At 35.4% G+C, this 17,010-nt stretch carries 13 protein-coding genes; 11 read left to right on the top strand and 2 right to left on the bottom strand.

The annotated features are described in order from the left end of the window. The first annotated feature begins 695 nt into the window (after positions 1 to 695). The 5 genes from G600_RS0105800 to G600_RS0105780 all read left to right on the top strand — a co-directional run bounded on the left by G600_RS0105800 (position 696) and on the right by G600_RS0105780 (position 5,993). A complete protein-coding gene (locus G600_RS0105800) occupies positions 696 to 1,457 on the top strand; it encodes a ParA family protein (RefSeq protein ID WP_027431103.1) in 762 nt (253 codons plus the stop codon). Positions 1,458 to 1,475: 18 nt separating this feature from the next. Further along, entirely contained in the window at positions 1,476 to 2,402 is a 927-nt protein-coding gene (locus G600_RS0105795; RefSeq protein ID WP_027431102.1) for a ParB/RepB/Spo0J family partition protein, read from the top strand. Positions 2,403 to 2,451: 49 nt separating this feature from the next. Beyond that, entirely contained in the window at positions 2,452 to 3,009 is a 558-nt protein-coding gene (locus G600_RS0105790) for a DUF4446 family protein (protein ID WP_027431101.1), read from the top strand. Between the two features lie 125 nt (positions 3,010 to 3,134). Continuing rightward, complete coding sequence (serS, locus tag G600_RS0105785; RefSeq protein WP_027431100.1) at positions 3,135 to 4,424, top strand: serine--tRNA ligase; 1,290 nt, start codon at positions 3,135 to 3,137, stop codon at positions 4,422 to 4,424. 99 nt (positions 4,425 to 4,523) lie between these two features. Next, positions 4,524 to 5,993: a family 43 glycosylhydrolase gene (locus tag G600_RS0105780; RefSeq protein ID WP_027431099.1), complete on the top strand. Its 1,470-nt coding sequence runs from the start codon at positions 4,524 to 4,526 to the stop codon at positions 5,991 to 5,993. A gap of 239 nt (positions 5,994 to 6,232) precedes the next feature. On the opposite strand, the gene G600_RS0105775 is transcribed toward G600_RS0105780, so the two are convergent. After that, positions 6,233 to 7,000 carry a phosphotransferase family protein gene (locus tag G600_RS0105775; protein WP_027431098.1) on the bottom strand — a complete coding sequence of 256 codons (768 nt, stop codon included), beginning with the start codon at positions 6,998 to 7,000 and terminating at the stop codon, positions 6,233 to 6,235. Between the two features lie 63 nt (positions 7,001 to 7,063). After that, a complete protein-coding gene (adhE, locus tag G600_RS0105770; RefSeq protein WP_027431097.1) occupies positions 7,064 to 9,700 on the bottom strand; it encodes a bifunctional acetaldehyde-CoA/alcohol dehydrogenase in 2,637 nt (878 codons plus the stop codon). Between the two features lie 487 nt (positions 9,701 to 10,187). Between adhE and G600_RS0105765 the strand changes: the two genes are divergently transcribed. The 6 genes from G600_RS0105765 to G600_RS0105740 all read left to right on the top strand — a co-directional run bounded on the left by G600_RS0105765 (position 10,188) and on the right by G600_RS0105740 (position 16,964). Beyond that, complete coding sequence (locus G600_RS0105765) at positions 10,188 to 11,285, top strand: HD-GYP domain-containing protein (RefSeq protein ID WP_027431096.1); 1,098 nt, start codon at positions 10,188 to 10,190, stop codon at positions 11,283 to 11,285. Positions 11,286 to 11,306: 21 nt separating this feature from the next. After that, positions 11,307 to 12,224: a DUF3881 family protein gene (locus G600_RS0105760; RefSeq protein ID WP_027431095.1), complete on the top strand. Its 918-nt coding sequence runs from the start codon at positions 11,307 to 11,309 to the stop codon at positions 12,222 to 12,224. Positions 12,225 to 12,609: 385 nt separating this feature from the next. Beyond that, positions 12,610 to 13,464, top strand: coding sequence for a DUF4430 domain-containing protein (locus tag G600_RS0105755; RefSeq protein WP_027431094.1), 855 nt, complete (start codon positions 12,610 to 12,612; stop codon positions 13,462 to 13,464). Between the two features lie 12 nt (positions 13,465 to 13,476). Further along, complete coding sequence (locus tag G600_RS0105750; protein ID WP_027431093.1) at positions 13,477 to 14,370, top strand: energy-coupling factor transporter transmembrane component T; 894 nt, start codon at positions 13,477 to 13,479, stop codon at positions 14,368 to 14,370. Continuing rightward, the gene (locus G600_RS0105745) at positions 14,363 to 16,114 is read left to right on the top strand and encodes an ABC transporter ATP-binding protein (protein WP_051195386.1); all 1,752 of its coding nucleotides are present in this window, start codon (positions 14,363 to 14,365) and stop codon (positions 16,112 to 16,114) included. Before G600_RS0105750 ends, G600_RS0105745 begins: the two co-directional genes overlap by 8 nt. A gap of 1 nt (position 16,115) precedes the next feature. Continuing rightward, positions 16,116 to 16,964, top strand: a complete 849-nt coding sequence (locus tag G600_RS0105740; RefSeq protein WP_034245702.1) for an ECF transporter S component — start codon at positions 16,116 to 16,118, stop codon at positions 16,962 to 16,964. Positions 16,965 to 17,010 lie beyond the last annotated feature (46 nt).

Raw genomic sequence — 17,010 nt, 5'->3', positions numbered from 1 at the left:
ATAAGTTGAAGCAGGGATTAATTATTAGTTATCTTATAGACTCTTATGACATGTTTCACATGAAACATTCAAGTATGGTAAAATGATATTTGATTAGATATTAGATAAGATAATAGTTGAAACTATATATTCAATCTGCATATAAGCTGGAAATACTGATAAATATTGGCTTTCAGAAGCTAATGTTTCATGTGAAACATTTTAAATTAGGCATGAAACCTAGTTGAAGTTAGACTAGATGATTGATATATGCGGTATAAGAATAAAAATAATAGTGCTTATCAATAGCAATTGTAGTAGATTATAGAATAATAATCCACAAGCTAGATAATAAAATAAGAATTAATTACTATTATATACTGTTTAGATAATAATGACATGACTTTGAATTCAATACAACAATAATAAATCCTTTTTATATTTCTTATTTCTCCATCCTCATTATTTCTTTATCAAAAAAATACAATTTTTCAGAGGTATAATAACACCTCTTAAAAAACGTAATTTTTTAAAAATCGTATGTTCCACGTGAAACAAAATGGAAAAAACTATGGATAGTTTTTTGACGAAGTGATATAATATTTAATAGTTATTTGCGTGAAGTTTCACGTGGAACATTACATAGTTAATGTCATTGATTTATATATTTTACACTAAAGATAACTATTAAAAGGAAATAAAATGGGAGGTATAAGATGGGTCGAACTATAGCAATTGCTAACCAGAAGGGCGGCGTTGGAAAAACAACAACAGCAATTAATTTATCAGCTTGTCTTGCAGAGGCAGGTCAGAGAGTTCTTGTTATCGACATTGATCCACAGGGTAACACAACTAGTGGATTTGGTTTATCAAAAGATGGTTCCAATAATACGGTGTATGAAGTAATTCTTCAGGAATGTAATATAAGAGATGCAATTATTGAAAATGTAGTCGATAATCTCGACATTATCACATCTAATGTAAATCTTGCTGGTGCAGAAATTGATTTAATTGATATTGATAATAGAGAGTATTCACTTAAGAGTGCAATTACAGAAGTAAGAGATCAGTATGATTATATAATTCTTGATTGCCCACCTTCATTAAGTATGCTAACAGTTAATGCTATGACAGCAGCTGATACAGTTTTAGTACCAATTCAATGTGAGTATTATGCTCTAGAAGGTTTGACACAGTTAATACATACAATTAATTTGGTTAAGAAGAAACTTAATCCAGAACTTGAATTAGAGGGTGTTGTATTTACAATGTATGACTCTAGAACTAATTTATCATTACAGGTAGTAGAGAATGTAAAAGATAATTTACAGGAGAACATTTACAAGACAATTATCCCTAGAAATATTAGACTAGCAGAAGCACCTAGCCACGGTTTACCAATTAATATTTATGATAGTAAATCATCTGGAGCTGAAAGCTACAGAATGTTAGCTGCAGAAGTTATGGGAAACAAATAGTGAAAGGTGAGGGATTTTATGGCAACAAAGAAGACTGCAACAAAAGGTTTAGGTAAAGGCTTAGGAAAAGGCATTGGTGCTTTAATTCCTGAAGTTGAAACTAGTAGTAAAGAACCAATCATTCAAGAAGTTGAAGTAGTTAAAGAAGTGGTAAAAGAAGTTCCTGTTGAGAATAAAGTAAAGATTTCATTAGTAGAGCCTAATAGAGATCAGCCAAGAAAGATGTTCGATGAAGATGCATTAATTGAGCTATCAGAATCTATTAAGCAGTATGGCATTTTACAGCCACTTCTTGTACAAAAGAAGGATAACTACTATGAAATTATTGCAGGTGAACGTAGATGGAGAGCTGCTAAGATGGCTGGAGTCAAGGAAGTACCTGTAATTATTAAGGATTACACAACTCAGGAAGTTATGGAAATCGCTTTGATTGAGAACATCCAGAGAGAGGATTTAAATCCTATTGAAGAGGCACTTGCATATCAGAGGTTGATTAAGGACTACAGATTAAAACAAGATGAAGTAGCTGAAAAGGTATCTAAATCTAGAACAGCTATTACAAATTCTCTTAGATTACTTAAGCTTGATTCAAGAGTACAAGATATGGTAGTTGAAGGTAAATTGTCTAGTGGTCATGCAAGAGCTATTATTACAATTGAAGATAAGGATAAGCAGTATTTTATTGCTCAGAAGATTTTCGATGAGAAGTTAAGCGTAAGAGATGTAGAAAAGCTTATGCGTGAACTTGATAAGCCAGAAAAGGTAGAGAAGCCAAAGCCAGAGAATGACTTTGTTTACCGTGACTTAGAAGAGAAATTTAAGAAGATTATGGGCACTCAGGTTGTTATTAAGAATAAGAATAACAACAAGGGTAAGATTGAGATTGAATATTATTCTCAGGCTGAGTTAGAGCGTATTATTGACCTATTTAATAAGGTTAAATAATAAATTGCTAAATAAAATTAGCAAAATTAAATATTAGGAAGGTAGAATTATGTTAGACGTATTTGGTTTGTTTGAAGTAAATACACTATACGTGCTAGTTGGCATGATAGGATTTACACTTATAGCATTTATACTTGCAATAGTAGCTATTGTCAAAGCTTCTAAGATGAAGAAGAAGTACACATTAATGATGGAAGGCTCGGAAGGAAAGAGCATAGAAAAGCTAATTAGAGAGTATACAGGCGATATTAAGGGCTTAAAGGAAACTGCAGATGCCAATACTGAATCTATCAAAGATATTTACGAAAAGTTAGAGTACACATTTACAAAGGTTGGAATAGTTAAATACGACGCCTTCCACGAAATGGGCGGAAAGTTAAGCTTTGCTCTATGTATGTTAGATAAGGCCAATAATGGTTATGTTGTAAATGTAATGCACAGTAACACAGGTTGCTTTGCCTACATTAAGGAAATCGTTCGCGGTGAGTCTTACTTAGAGCTTGGCGATGAAGAGGCAAAGGCCTTAAATGAGGCACTTGCAGGACGTCTTGGTGATGCAAACTTAAGTAAAGAAGTTAATGATTTAGTTCAGCAGAATAAGATGTAAATTTTCACATAAATAAAGACTAAATTAGTGTTGAAAAAATACTATATCAGTGCTAAATTGACATAGATGAAAACATATACACTAAAATTAAAATATATAAGCATAAATTGCAGAAATGAGGAAATATGTTAGATTTAAAATTTGTAAGAGAAAATCCTGATATTGTTAAACAGAATATCAAAAACAAGTTCCAGGATAGAAAACTTCCTTTAGTAGATGAAGTTATTGAATTAGATGCTCAGGCTAGAGCAACTAAGACAGAAGCTGATGAATTAAGAGCTAACCGTAACAAGCTTTCTAAGCAGATTGGTGCTTTAATGGGTCAGGGAAAGAAAGAAGAAGCTGAAGAAGTTAAGGCTCAGGTAAACGCTCAGGCTGAAAAGTTAAAGGAACTTGAGGCTAAGGAATCAGAACTTAATGAAAAAGTTACTAAGATTATGATGACAATCCCTAACATTATCGATCCTTCAGTACCTATTGGTAAGGATGATAGTGAAAATGTTGAAATCCAGAAGTACGGCGAACCTGTTGTACCTGATTTCGAAATCCCATACCATACAGATATTATGGAAAGATTTGACGGAATTGATATGGATTCAGCAGGTAAGGTTGCAGGTAATGGTTTCTACTACCTTATGGGCGATATCGCTAGATTACATTCAGCAGTAACAGCTTATGCTAGAGATTTCATGATCGATAGAGGTTTCACATATTGCATCCCTCCTTACATGATTAGAAGTAGCGTAGTTACTGGCGTTATGTCATTTGATGAAATGGACGCAATGATGTATAAGATCGAAGGCGAAGACCTTTACTTAATTGGAACTTCAGAGCATTCAATGATTGGTAAGTTCATCGATACAATCACACCAGAGGAAGAACTTCCAAAGACACTTACAAGTTTCTCTCCATGTTTCCGTAAGGAAAAGGGTGCTCACGGTATTGAAGAGCGTGGTGTTTACAGAATTCACCAGTTTGAAAAGCAGGAAATGATCGTTGTTTGTAAGCCAGAAGAAAGCAAGATGTGGTTCGATAAGTTATGGCAGAACACTGTAGATTTCTTTAGAACACTCGATGTACCTGTAAGAACACTTGAGTGCTGTTCAGGCGATTTAGCTGACCTTAAGGTTAAGTCAATTGACGTTGAAGCTTGGTCTCCAAGACAGAAGAAGTACTTCGAAGTTGGTTCATGCTCTAACTTAGGCGATGCTCAGGCTAGAAGACTTAAGATCAGAGTTCAGGGTTCTGATAAGAATAAGTACTTTGCTCATACATTAAATAACACTTGTGTTGCACCTCCTAGAATGCTTATTGCTTTCTTAGAGAACAATTTACAGGCAGATGGTAGAGTTCTTATCCCTGAGGCATTAAGACCTTATATGGGCGGAAAAACAGAGCTTGTACCTACAAAGTAATTAAATAGTTAATCGATAGATTTAAAAACTAATCTGCTTATATCCAATGGGTATAGGCAGATTTTTTTATAAGAAAATGATTTTATATAGGGGGATTTTATGAAAGAGGCAGTGAATCCATTTTTACCAAGTTATGAATATGTGCCAGACGGGGAGCCACATATCTTTGGAGATAGAGTTTATCTGTACGGAAGTCACGACAAGTTTGGAGGAAAGGATTATTGTGAAAATGATTACGTCTGTTGGTCTGCATCAATTGATAATCTAGCTAATTGGCGCTATGAAGGTGTGATTTATAGAAAAGAAGATGATCCAAAGCAGGTAGATAGAAAAATTTTATTTGCACCTGATGTGATAAAGGGAAAAGATGGCAGATTTTATCTATATTATTCCCTTGCTCATTCCTCAATAATATCTGTCGCAGTTTGTAATGAGCCTGCAGGAAAATATAGTTACCTAGGGGATGTTTCACTAGCTGATGGACGCGTCTATGGCACTAAGGCAGGGGATTATTATCAGTTTGACCCGGCTGTATTTATGGATGATGATGGGGAGATTTATCTTTATTCTGGCTTTTGTCCAAGACAAGAAGAGGACGAATTAGGCAGGAAATATGTGGGATGTCACGTATCAAAAATAGAAGATGACTATCTAACTATGAAGTCAGAGCCTGTAGTTGTCATTAATAGAAAGGATGATTTCTATGATGAAACTAGGTATTTTGAAGCTCCTTCTATGCGCAAATTTGGGGATAATTACTATCTAATTTATTCAGTGCGACTAGGTGGCCTTCACTATATGATGAGCAAGTATCCTGATAGGGATTTTGTATATAAAGGAAGGCTACATTCCACATCAGATGTAGGAATAAATGGTTATACGGCCGATAAGCCGGCTTATCCTAATGGGAATACTCATGGCAGTTTAATTAAGATTAAGAATCAATACTACATCTTTGATCACAGATATAGTAATGCTAGCTCATATAGCCGACAGGCCGTTGCAGAGAAAATATATATGGCAGATGATGGCAGCTTTAAACAAGTGGAAGCAACAAGTTGTGGTTTAAATGATGGTCCATTAAAACTTAAAGGCACAATTCCAAGCTATATAGCCTGTAATTTGATTGATGGGATAAATTATAAGGAAAAGGAAGAAAAGGCTCTAAATAGCCTTAGAATAAGCCAAGATGGCCCTGACAGAGAAGTAGGAGAAGACCAGTATGTTTCACATATTCATAATACATGTGTGATTGGCTATAAGTACTTTGAATTGCCGGCTCCTACAGCTACTACTACATTTACAAACTCTTCTAAGTCCACTAATATGACTCTTAATCTAACAATTCGTGGAGAGGCTAAAGGTAAATTTAATATAAAGCTTATTTATAAGAATAGCGCTTATGAAAATGAAAATATTTGCTTTGAGTTAAATTGTAAAAATGAGACATGGACAAGTTTTAATACAGATAAATTCCCATTAATAGAAGGAGAAATATTCGCTATATTCTTTAGATACGAGGGTGAGGGTGAATTTGAATTTAAGGACTTTAGTTTTAAGAAGGTCTAAATTTTACAAAAGAACAAATTGATATAATGTCTAAAATTTACAAAAGAAATCATTGAAAAATGTCTGAAAATTACACAGCAAATTTTACAGATTTAAAGGATTAATAATAGATACATTTTCAGAAAAATAATATAAAATCAAAAACGCCCCTAGCTTGGCTAGGAGCGTTTCTTGTGTTGAAATGAGAAGAAATTAATATCAAATCTATTACACATTATTATATTTAAAGGAGATTAATATTACTGGAAATCAACGACATTAATCCACTTCTCAAGCAAGTCTTTTTCTTCCTTCTTGTCTTTAGCTAATCTAGCTGCAGCTACAATTGGAAGCCATGTAGTAACATATGTCTTCTGTGTGTTAGTTGCCTTACAGAAAGCATCCATATACTTATCAGCAATATCACTTGCCTCACCATACTGAAGCTTAAGTAAAAGATAAGTATTAGCAATATCTGCAGAAGCGTTACCCTGAGTAGCATGTACCCAGTCTACAGCAGTAAGACCCTTAATGTTACCATCTTTATCAACATCGGCGATAATGTTATCTGGACAAAAATCACCGTGACAAAGCTTTGTATGATTATGCATAGAATCAAGTCTTGTCTCAAGCTCATACTTTGTTGAGCTATCGATATTTGTTAAAGAATCAATCTGTCTGTGAAGCTTGTCCTTTAGTACTAAGAGTAATGGGTTAGACTTCTTCTGGAACTCAACCTGGTATTCAACCATCTTGTTGATGTACTCATCAACCTTAGCAGGATACTTCTTGATTAACTCAGTAAGAGTTGGTCCTTCTACATACTCACTTGTGATACTCCACTGTCCATCAGCTACATCAACTGATAAAAGCTTAGGTATCTTTGCCCCAGCATCTTCTACACGAGCTGTATTAAGAGCTTCATATAAAACGTCTGACTTATTATACTTCTTGTCAAAAACCTTAGTTACCTTGTTACCGTCTAAATAAACGGATTTTAATTTATTTTCAGCTATTAATTTTTTCATGTGCTCATCCTTTCTACTACTAAATAGTCCCCATAAAAAGCTTTGTTCAAAATCTAAATAAAATTATTTTGTCTTCTTTGTGATATCAACAACCTTACCATAGTAAGCCTTGATGTACATTTCCTTGATTTCACTGATAAGTGGATATCTTGGATTAGCACCTGTACACTGATCATCGAAGGCCATCTCTGACATTTCATCAAGAGTAGCAAGGAAATCCTTTTCTTCAATGCCGTAATCTTTAATTGTATCTTTAATACCGATTGTATGCTTAAGTTCTTCAATCTTATCGATGAGCTTGTTGAACTTTTCATCATCGTTCTTACCCTGGATACCTAAGAATTCAGCAACCTCTACGTAACGTTCCTTACAATGTGGATACTGATACTGTGGGAATGTTCCCATCTTAGTAGGTACGTCAACGGCATTAAACTTCATTACATCTGTAAGAAGAATTGCATTTGCAACACCGTGTGGTAAGTGATGGTAAGCACCAAGCTTATGAGCCATAGAGTGGCAAACACCAAGGAATGCGTTAGCAAATGCCATACCAGCCATACAGCTAGCTACTGCCATCTTTTCTCTAGCCTTAGCGTCGTTAGCACCATTTTCATAAGCTGATGGTAAATAATCAAATATAGTCTTAATAGCCTTAAGAGAAATACCATCTGTAAACTCTGTAGCCATAATAGAAGCATAAGCCTCTAAAGCGTGAACTAATGCATCAAAACCTGAAGCAGCTGTTAAGCCCTTAGGCTGAGTCATATGCATATCAGCATCAACAATAGCCATATTAGGAAGTAATTCATAATCAGCTAAAGGATACTTTAAACCTGTCTTTTCATCTGTAATAACTGCGAATGGAGTTACTTCAGAACCTGTACCAGATGAAGTAGAAATAGCTACGAAGTAAGCCTTTTCACCCATCTTAGGGAATGTGTAAATTCTCTTTCTAATATCCATGAAACGCATTGCCATATCTTCGAAGTCAGCTTCTGGATGCTCATACATAACCCACATGATCTTACCAGCATCCATAGCAGAACCACCACCGATAGCAATGATTGTATCTGGTTCAAATAATCTCATAGCTTCTGCACCAGCCTTAGCACAAGCAAGTGTTGGATCTGGAGCTACATCATAGAAGCAAGTATACTGGATACCCATTTCATCGAGCTTATCTGTAATGTTCTTAATATGACCGTTCTTATAAAGGAACTGATCAGTTACGATGAAGGCCTTCTTCTTACCCATAACGTTCTTTAATTCATCAAGAGCTACTGGAAGACAACCCTTCTTGAAGTAAACCTTTTCAGGTGCTCTAAACCAAAGCATATTTTCTCTCCTCTCAGCGACATTCTTGATATTAATAAGGTGCTTAACTCCAACGTTTTCTGAAACTGAGTTACCACCCCAAGAACCACAACCAAGAGTAAGTGAAGGTGTAAGAGTGAAGTTGTAAATATCACCGATACCACCCTGTGAAGAAGGTGTGTTAATTAAGCAACGGCAAGTCTTCATAGCTTCTGACCACTTAGCAATCTTTTCCTGCTGTGTAGGAATGTTGATATAAAGTGAAGAAGTATGACCAAAACCACCATCAGCGATTAAGTGTGAAGCCTTATCCATAGCATCTTCGAAGTCATCAGCCTTGTACATAGCAAGTACTGGAGATAACTTTTCATGAGCAAATTCTTCTGAAATATCAACAGATGTAACTTCACCGATAATAATCTTAGTTTCTTCTGGAACCTTAACACCAGCTAGAGCAGCGATTGTAGCAGCCTTCTGACCAACGATCTTAGCATTTAAGGCACCGTTAATAAGGATAGTCTTTCTAACCTTTTCTGTTTCTGTCTTATTTAAGAAATAGCATCCTCTGTCTTCAAATTCCTTCTTAACAGCATCGTAAATCTTCTTATCAACGATTACTGACTGTTCTGAAGCACAAATCATACCATTATCAAATGTCTTAGAATGAATGATTGAGTTAACAGCTAATGTAATATCTGCTGTTTCATCAATGATTGCAGGAGTGTTACCAGCACCAACACCGAGTGCAGGAGTTCCTGATGAGTAAGCTGACTTAACCATACCAGGACCACCAGTTGCAAGGATGATATCAGCTTCCTTCATAAGCATATTTGTTAAGTCAAGAGATGGAACATCAATCCAACCAATGATACCTTCTGGAGCACCAGCCTTAACTGCAGCCTCAAGAACTACTCTAGCAGCTTCAATTGTTGAACCCTTAGCTCTTGGGTGAGGACTGATAATAATACCGTTACGAGTCTTTAAAGATACTAATGTCTTAAAAATAGCAGTTGATGTAGGGTTTGTTGTTGGAATAACAGCAGCAACAACACCGATAGGCTCTGCAATCTTAGTAATACCAGCAGCTGTATCTCTTTCAAGAACACCACAAGTCTTTGTGTCCTTGTACTTATTGTAGATATACTCAGAAGCGAAATGGTTCTTGATAACCTTATCTTCAACGATACCCATTCCTGTTTCTTCAACTGCTAACTTAGCAAGACGAATTCTTTCCTTGTTAGCTGCAAGAGCTGCTGCTCTAAAAATCTTGTCTACCTGTTCCTGAGAAAATGTAGCGAATTCACGCTGTGCTTTTCTTACTGAATTAAGCTTTTCTTCAAGAGCTTCGACTGTGTCAACGACTAATGTTTTCTGTTTCTCTGACATAATCTCCTCATTTCTGCGCTGCCAATAAATTTGACTTACGACCCGGATAAAGAAATATAGATAAAACGTTGTTGCTAATTAAGGGAGGTCTATATTTCATATCGTAAATAAATTCTTTAGAAACGTAAGCAGCGCTTTACGCTTCTAATTTAGGTAAAAAGTAGCTCTAAAGGAAAAGTTACTTTTCTAACGAAGTTTGATAATTAATTAACAAGGTCAATATACCATGAGAAATAACCCGTGTCAATAGAAACTGTTAAAAAAATAACAAGCAATTTCACCTAAAAATTTGTACATTTACTAGTAATATTTTTTTTATTCCACAACTAATTGATATATTATTAAATATATGTTATTTTATAATTAATTGCAAGTGCTAGCTATATTTTTATGCTAAAAAATTAACAAAAAGTATACATAGATATAAAGTACTTGAACGTGATAATTTTATAAACCAGATCAAATGCAGCATTAAGTGGGGTAGGCTATGAAAAAGGTGAGTGTAGATAGCTTAAAAGGCAATGAAATATTGGCATTACCTGTAGTTTCTGACAACGACATCGTATTAATTCACGCAGATGTGGTGCTCACAAGTGATTTAATAAACCGTATCCACAATATAGGTTTGTATGAAGTCTATATTAAGGACGATCTTGTTAATGAAACTAAGGAAGAAAATCATGTAGAAATTCCTAAACAAGGGGAAACTGTACATGTTTATAAGGTTGAGGAAACAATTGAAAATTCTAGAGAAGTAATCAAATCTGTTTTAGAGAAGCACATTTACAAACACAATGAGGAACTTAAGCAAATCGGAAGAGAAGCGGAGAGAATCATTGACTCTGTACTTGAGGAACCAGAGGTAATTACTAACATTACGGAGATTCGAAATGTCAGTACAGATATGTATACTCATTGTTTAAATGTGTGCTCACTCTCTACAATTATGGCTCTACGTCTAAGAATGAGCGAGAAGCAGGTTAGAAATGTATCTCTTGGTGCAATCCTTCACGATATAGGTTTGCGCTATATTAAGGTACCTTATATAAATGTGACAGAGTCCGATATGTCCGACAAAGATGCCATTGAATACAAGAAACACACTATATTTGGCTATAGTTCTCTTCAAGATGAAACTTGGATAACAGATGTGGCAAAGGAGATTATTTTACTTCATCATGAAAGAATTGATGGTTCAGGCTATCCTTTTCAGCAAACAGGTGATAAACTAAGGTCAGAGGTAAAACTCGTATCAATATGTGATGAATTTGATAGTCTCATAAGTGGAATCGGAAACAGAAAATTAAAGATTTATGAGGCCATTGAGTATCTGAAGGTGCACGCAGGAACTACATTTGACGCGGCTATTACAGAAAAATTATTAGACTCCGTGGCAGCCTTCCCTGTTGGCATTACAGTAATTACTGATAAGGGTGAAAAGGGCGTGGTAATAAGGCAGAATCGTGAATATACAGATAGACCTGTTATAAAAATGACCTTCCACGCAGATGGTACACCATACGAAGAAAATATTGAGAAGAATCTTATGACAGAGCTCACAATGTTCATTGTTGATACAGAATAAATTATAGAAACGAGTGATTTTATGAACATATATACTAGAGCAGTGGGATTTAGTGATTTGACCTCCGAAAAGGAAGAAGAATTCATTAAATTAGGTATTGAGGAAAGTTTAAAAGAAGGATTTGTCGTAAGACATGAAAAGCTAGATAGAGGCGTGATAATTTTGCGCCTAAGTGAGTCCACAGGCCTCTACATTTTTGGTAGATACGATGGTGATAATTTTAAGTACGAATATTATTATCCCTTCGTTGTGGGCACTAGAGTAACGGATAATGAAGAACTTACGGTGGAGAGACATTTAGATAAGGAATCCTACGCAGTGATTTGCGATGAGCTAAAGACGGGCGTTACCCTGATTTTTTATTTGCAAAATGTAATGGATTATTTCGATTATCTCTTTAGTGGAAAGGAATTTAAGCTTGAAAAGTTCAATCCAGACGTGAGAAATGCCATTTCAAAGCAGGCAATTAGAAATAAAAAAGTGGCTCTAACAGCCCTCTCTCTTGGTGGTTTAATCCTTCTTCCAACAGCGAAGAAAAAGAAGATTAAGAGATCTGCTAAGGAGGAAGAGTCAAGAAAGAACCTAATTCAGGCTGCTAAAAAAGGCGATGAGAACGCCATTGAGAGCTTAACCATAGAGGATATGGACAAGTACAATGAGCTCTCACAAAGAATCACTAAGGAGGACATTTTCACAATCATTGACTCAACTTTTATGCCATGTGGCGTGGAATGCGACCAATACTCAGTTGTGGGCGAGATTCTAGAGCTTAAAACTGAGGAGAATATTTATACTGGTGAGAAAATGTACATAATGCTTCTAGACTGCAACGGCCTTGTGATTACCACAGTCATTAATGCAAAGCATTTAATGGGCGAGCCAGAAATTGGCAGAAGATTTAAGGGCCAGATTTGGTTACAGGGTAATGTAAAATTCTAGGAGAAAGCTAATAAGAATAGTAACTAGCTACTTTTTTGTAGCTAGTTTTTTTGTGTTTTTTTCTTTGAAAATGTAAATCTAAGTCACAAGTATAATTAAGTATTTTGTAGAAGTTGACCACGAATTTACTGTGTGATAAAATAGCATGCGTAAGCCAATTAGCCTTTAAACAAGGCTTAAAACTTTATGTTCTCATAGTTAAGTGGATATAACGGGGACCTCCTAAGTCTCAATCCCCAGTTCGACTCTGGGTGGGAACATTTTAATTAAGAAAGCAATAGAAATGTAGAAGGGACATAAGATTTATAAGCTAAATCTCATGCCCTTTTTTACTATAATTTAATGTAACAGGCAAATTTATCCTTTAAGTTAAGAAAGAAAAAATATGTTTAATAAGTATAGAAATATTAAGCTCATAGGAAGCGTTATAATTGTCCTAGCCCTTGTAATTACAGTTGCGGCAAACCTTAGATTTAGGAGCGTGAAGCAGTACAATGAGGATGCTAGTAGGATTGCTAGCGAGCAGGAATCACTTGCAAAAGAATACGAAGAGAATCTAGATGATGAGACGGATAGTAATTTAGAAGAAATAGCTAGTGATATTGGAGCAGTGACAGATGAACAAGGGGAATCCACAAGCTCTTCAGATTTGAATAAAACGGACATAGAGAGCCAAGAAACTAGTGAAGGAACTGAAAGTGGAAATAGCGCTAATGAAAGTTCTAGTATAACTACAACTGATAACGCAGCTAGTGCTTCAGGAAGTTCAGGAAACTCCTCAGAAAGTACATCTGGTGGCAGTTCTAATACAACTAGTTCTAGCTCAACTAATTCAGGCAAGAACTACATTAAAGTGACTATTAGAATTACAGTAGCTGTGCTTCTTGAAGAAAGCAATTACAGCAGATTATCAGATACAGTTAAGGCGAGCATCCCATCTAATGGTGATATTGCCTATGAAACTCTTTATCTTGAAGAGGGTTCAACAGTACTTGATGCCCTTGTGGCAGTAACTAATAAAAATGGAATCTCGATTACTAATAAAAGCGGTTATATTTCTCAAATTGCCGGTTTTGGTGAAAAGATTTTTGGAGGCTCGGCAGATTTCAGTGGCTGGACCTATTATTTAAATCACGATACTAAATTGATAAATTCAGGAGCAGGCGCAAAAAAACTAACAGACGGTGATTATATTTGTTGGTGGTATACCACTAATTGGGGAGACTATAAAGGATATTAAAGGAGAGGCAAGATGAATAGTAGATGTCCATTTTTTACAAAGATGCATCCTTTGGTGCTATTAATATACATTCTTGGCATACTAATTGTAACTATGAGTAGCCTTAATCCTCTACTACTTTCCCTTTCCCTGATTTCAGGCATTGCAGTTTTAGTATTCCTAAAGGGAAGGAAGGCTAAGCTAGTTCATATCATATTTTTTAGCATACCAATTCTTATATTTATGATTTTAATTCAGCCCCTTTTCTATCACACAGGCCAGACTGTTCTTTTTTATGTAAATGAATCCGCGGTCTATAAGGAAAACTACATCTATGGCGGCATTGTAAGCCTTATGTTAATCGCAGGAGTGGTTTGGTGCATGGTTTTAAGAGAACTACTTGATTCTGAGAAAATATACTATCTATTCGGAAAGTTATCTCCAACTCTAGGTCTATTTTTTACAATGATTTTACGCTTCATTCCCCTTATGAGAGAACGATTAGAGCAAATACATGAGGGTGAGATTTCAATGGGCCGTATAGGGCCAAATGCGGGCCATATAGCCACTATTAGAAATAGGCTTAAGGAAGTCTCAATTCTTGTGGGATGGTCCCTAGAAAGCTCCATAGAGACGGCTAATTCCATGGAGAGCAGAGGCTATGGCCTAAAAGGCAGAACAAGTTACAATAGATTCAATTTTAAAGGCCTAGATATAGGGCTTATAATCTTAGAAAGTTTAGCCCTAGTCTACATGATTGCAGTGTTAGTAACTAAGGGCTTTAGAGTATATTATTTACCTGTGATAATTTTGAATAAATGGGACATTTTCAATATATTAGGGCTTATAGTTTTTGCTAGTTTTGCCCTATTGCCAATTATTCAGGAAATTATCTATAAGATATGGGAGGCGATGAATAATGACTGATAATTTTAATACAGAAATTAATAGAAATAATGACGAGAATAATATTATCGAATTTAAAAACTTTAGCTTCTCATATAGCGGCAGCGATAGACTAGCCCTTGAAGACATTAATTTAAAGGTGTTTGAAGGCACAATAAACCTTGTGATTGGAAAGTCAGGTTCTGGAAAAACTAGCTTACTTAAGATGCTAAAAACAAGCCTTATGCCAGCAGGTAAATATAGCGGAACCGTAAGCTTTAAAGGCCAGGAAATAAGCCAGATGGACTTAAGAAGTCAGACGGAAAATATAGGCTTTGTAAGCCAGAATCCAGATAATCAGATTGTTACAGATACAGTTTGGCATGAACTTGCCTTTGGCCTTGAAAACCTTGGTCTAGATAACAGTAGCATTAGAAGTAGAGTGGCTGAGATGGCTGAGTATTTTGGCATTTCTAGTTGGTATGAGAAAAAGACTAATACACTATCAGGAGGCCAAAAGCAGCTAGTAAATCTAGCTTCAGTTATGGTTACAAGACCTAAAGTTTTACTCCTTGATGAACCTACAGCCCAGCTTGATCCAGTGGCATCAAAGCGATTCCTAGACCAGATTGTGTCACTAAACAGGGACCTTGGCACAAGCATTATTATGATTGAGCATAATTTGGAAAATGTATTCGAATGGGCAGATACTGTGTTTGCATTAGATTCTTCAAAGCTTATTTATGCAGGCAATAAAGATGGATTAATAACAAGACTTAATGAATTAAATAGTGAGCTAAAGATGTCTCTTCCAAAGCCTGTTTTAGTTTATGAAAAACTCTCAGGTAAGACAGATAAAATTACTATTCCACAAGTTAGAAGGTGGATAAACAATGAATTTGTTGATATGCCAGATAATATTAGAAAAAATGTGGAAAAGTTACTAGAAGATTCTGAAGCAGAGGCAGATAATACTCTCAAAAATACAGAGAATAAAGCAGATAAGAAATGTCCGATTATTTCAATTAAGAATTTGTCCTTTTCTTACAAAGATTCCAATAAGGATGTAATTTCAAATCTTAATTTAGATATCAATGAAGGGGAGATTACAGCTATACTTGGAGGTAATGCAGCGGGTAAATCCACACTTTTAAAGCTTATTACAAAGGTTTATAAAGCAAAGACTGGTAAGATTAAATACATGAAGGATAAGCGCCTTATTGCCTTACCACAAAACCCTCTAACCATCTTTACAGAAGTTAGTCTAGAAGAGGAGTTAGCAGAGGCAATAATGTCTAATCCGGCTCTTTATAAGGGATTAAGTCTTGAGGAGAAGAAGCAAATTGTAGAGGACAGTCTTAAAAGTATGGGACTTTTATTTGCAAGGAAAATGCATCCCTACGATTTAAGTGGTGGCGAGGCTCAAAAACTTGCCCTAGCAAAGGTGCTTCTTATGAAGCCAGACATTTTATTATTAGATGAGCCAACTAAAGGCCTAGATGTATTTTTTAAGGAAGAATTAGCAAAGAGATTAGAGGGACTAGTTAAAAGTGAAAAGATGACTATTTTACTAGTGACACATGACCTTGAATGGGCGGCTAATCACGCTAATAGCTGCGCTTTACTCTTTGATAAGAACATTGCAAGTAGAGATAAAGTAAGAAAATTCTTCTCTGGTAATATGTTTTTTACAACAAGCGTTAATAGAATTATGTCTGATTTATTCAAAAATTGCATCAAGCTATCAGACGTTGATAAAATAAATAATCTTTCAAAGGACTGGTAATATGAGTTATTGGTTAATATCGAGTTTTGTGCTGATTTTATCCATGATTCCTTTGGCAATTCACTATAAAAGAAAAAAGCTAAAGGCGAGAGAAGTGGTTTTAATCGCTATGATGTCAGCACTAAGCGTTGTGGCAAATTTAATATCAGCTTATACAATCCCACTGCACGCAGGAACCTCCCTAGTAATTCTATCTGGAATAGGACTTGGAGCAGAGGCAGGCTTCCTAGTTGGTACCCTTGCAAGATTTGTATGTAATTTCTTTATGGGACAGGGTGTGTGGACACCTTGGCAAATGTTGGCATGGGGCCTTATTGGCGCCATATCAGGAATTGCTTTCTCAAAAGTTGAATTAATCGGACATTTTACAGATAAAAAGGAACTGCTAAAAAGCAATATTAATACGGGTTTAAGAGCAAGTCTAGAACCTCTTGTAATAATAATCTTTTCTGAATTAATAGGCTTTATAATCTATTTGTTTACAAGAGATGAAGGGGAGGGTTTCTTTGGCTTTAGACTTTATGTCTTTGGACTAATTGGGATTCTAATCTATATCATAATTCATAAAAGAAAGATTCCTACAAATGTGGTGACCGTAAGTATATTTACCTTTGTGGTGGTTTTTGTGATTTATGGCGGAATCATGAATTTTGCAGCATTAATTACTAGTTCAACTTTCATAAGTGGGGGCAAATCTTATATTTCCCTTGAGAGCCTGAAACTTATGTATATTACTGGCATTCCCTATGATTTAAGCCATGCCTTTGCAGCAAGTATTTGCTCCTTTTTAATGTGTGATGGTATAACTCAGAAACTAGAAAGAATAAAGATAAAGTACGGTATGTATTGATGCCGTAATTTCACAAAAAATAAGAGATAGATGACATTAATTATAA

Source organism: Lachnospira multipara ATCC 19207 (assembly GCF_000424105.1).
GTDB lineage: Bacteria > Bacillota > Clostridia > Lachnospirales > Lachnospiraceae > Lachnospira > Lachnospira multipara.
The sequence above is the reverse complement of the archived record's forward strand: the minus strand, read 5'-3'. Positions and strand labels throughout refer to the sequence as shown.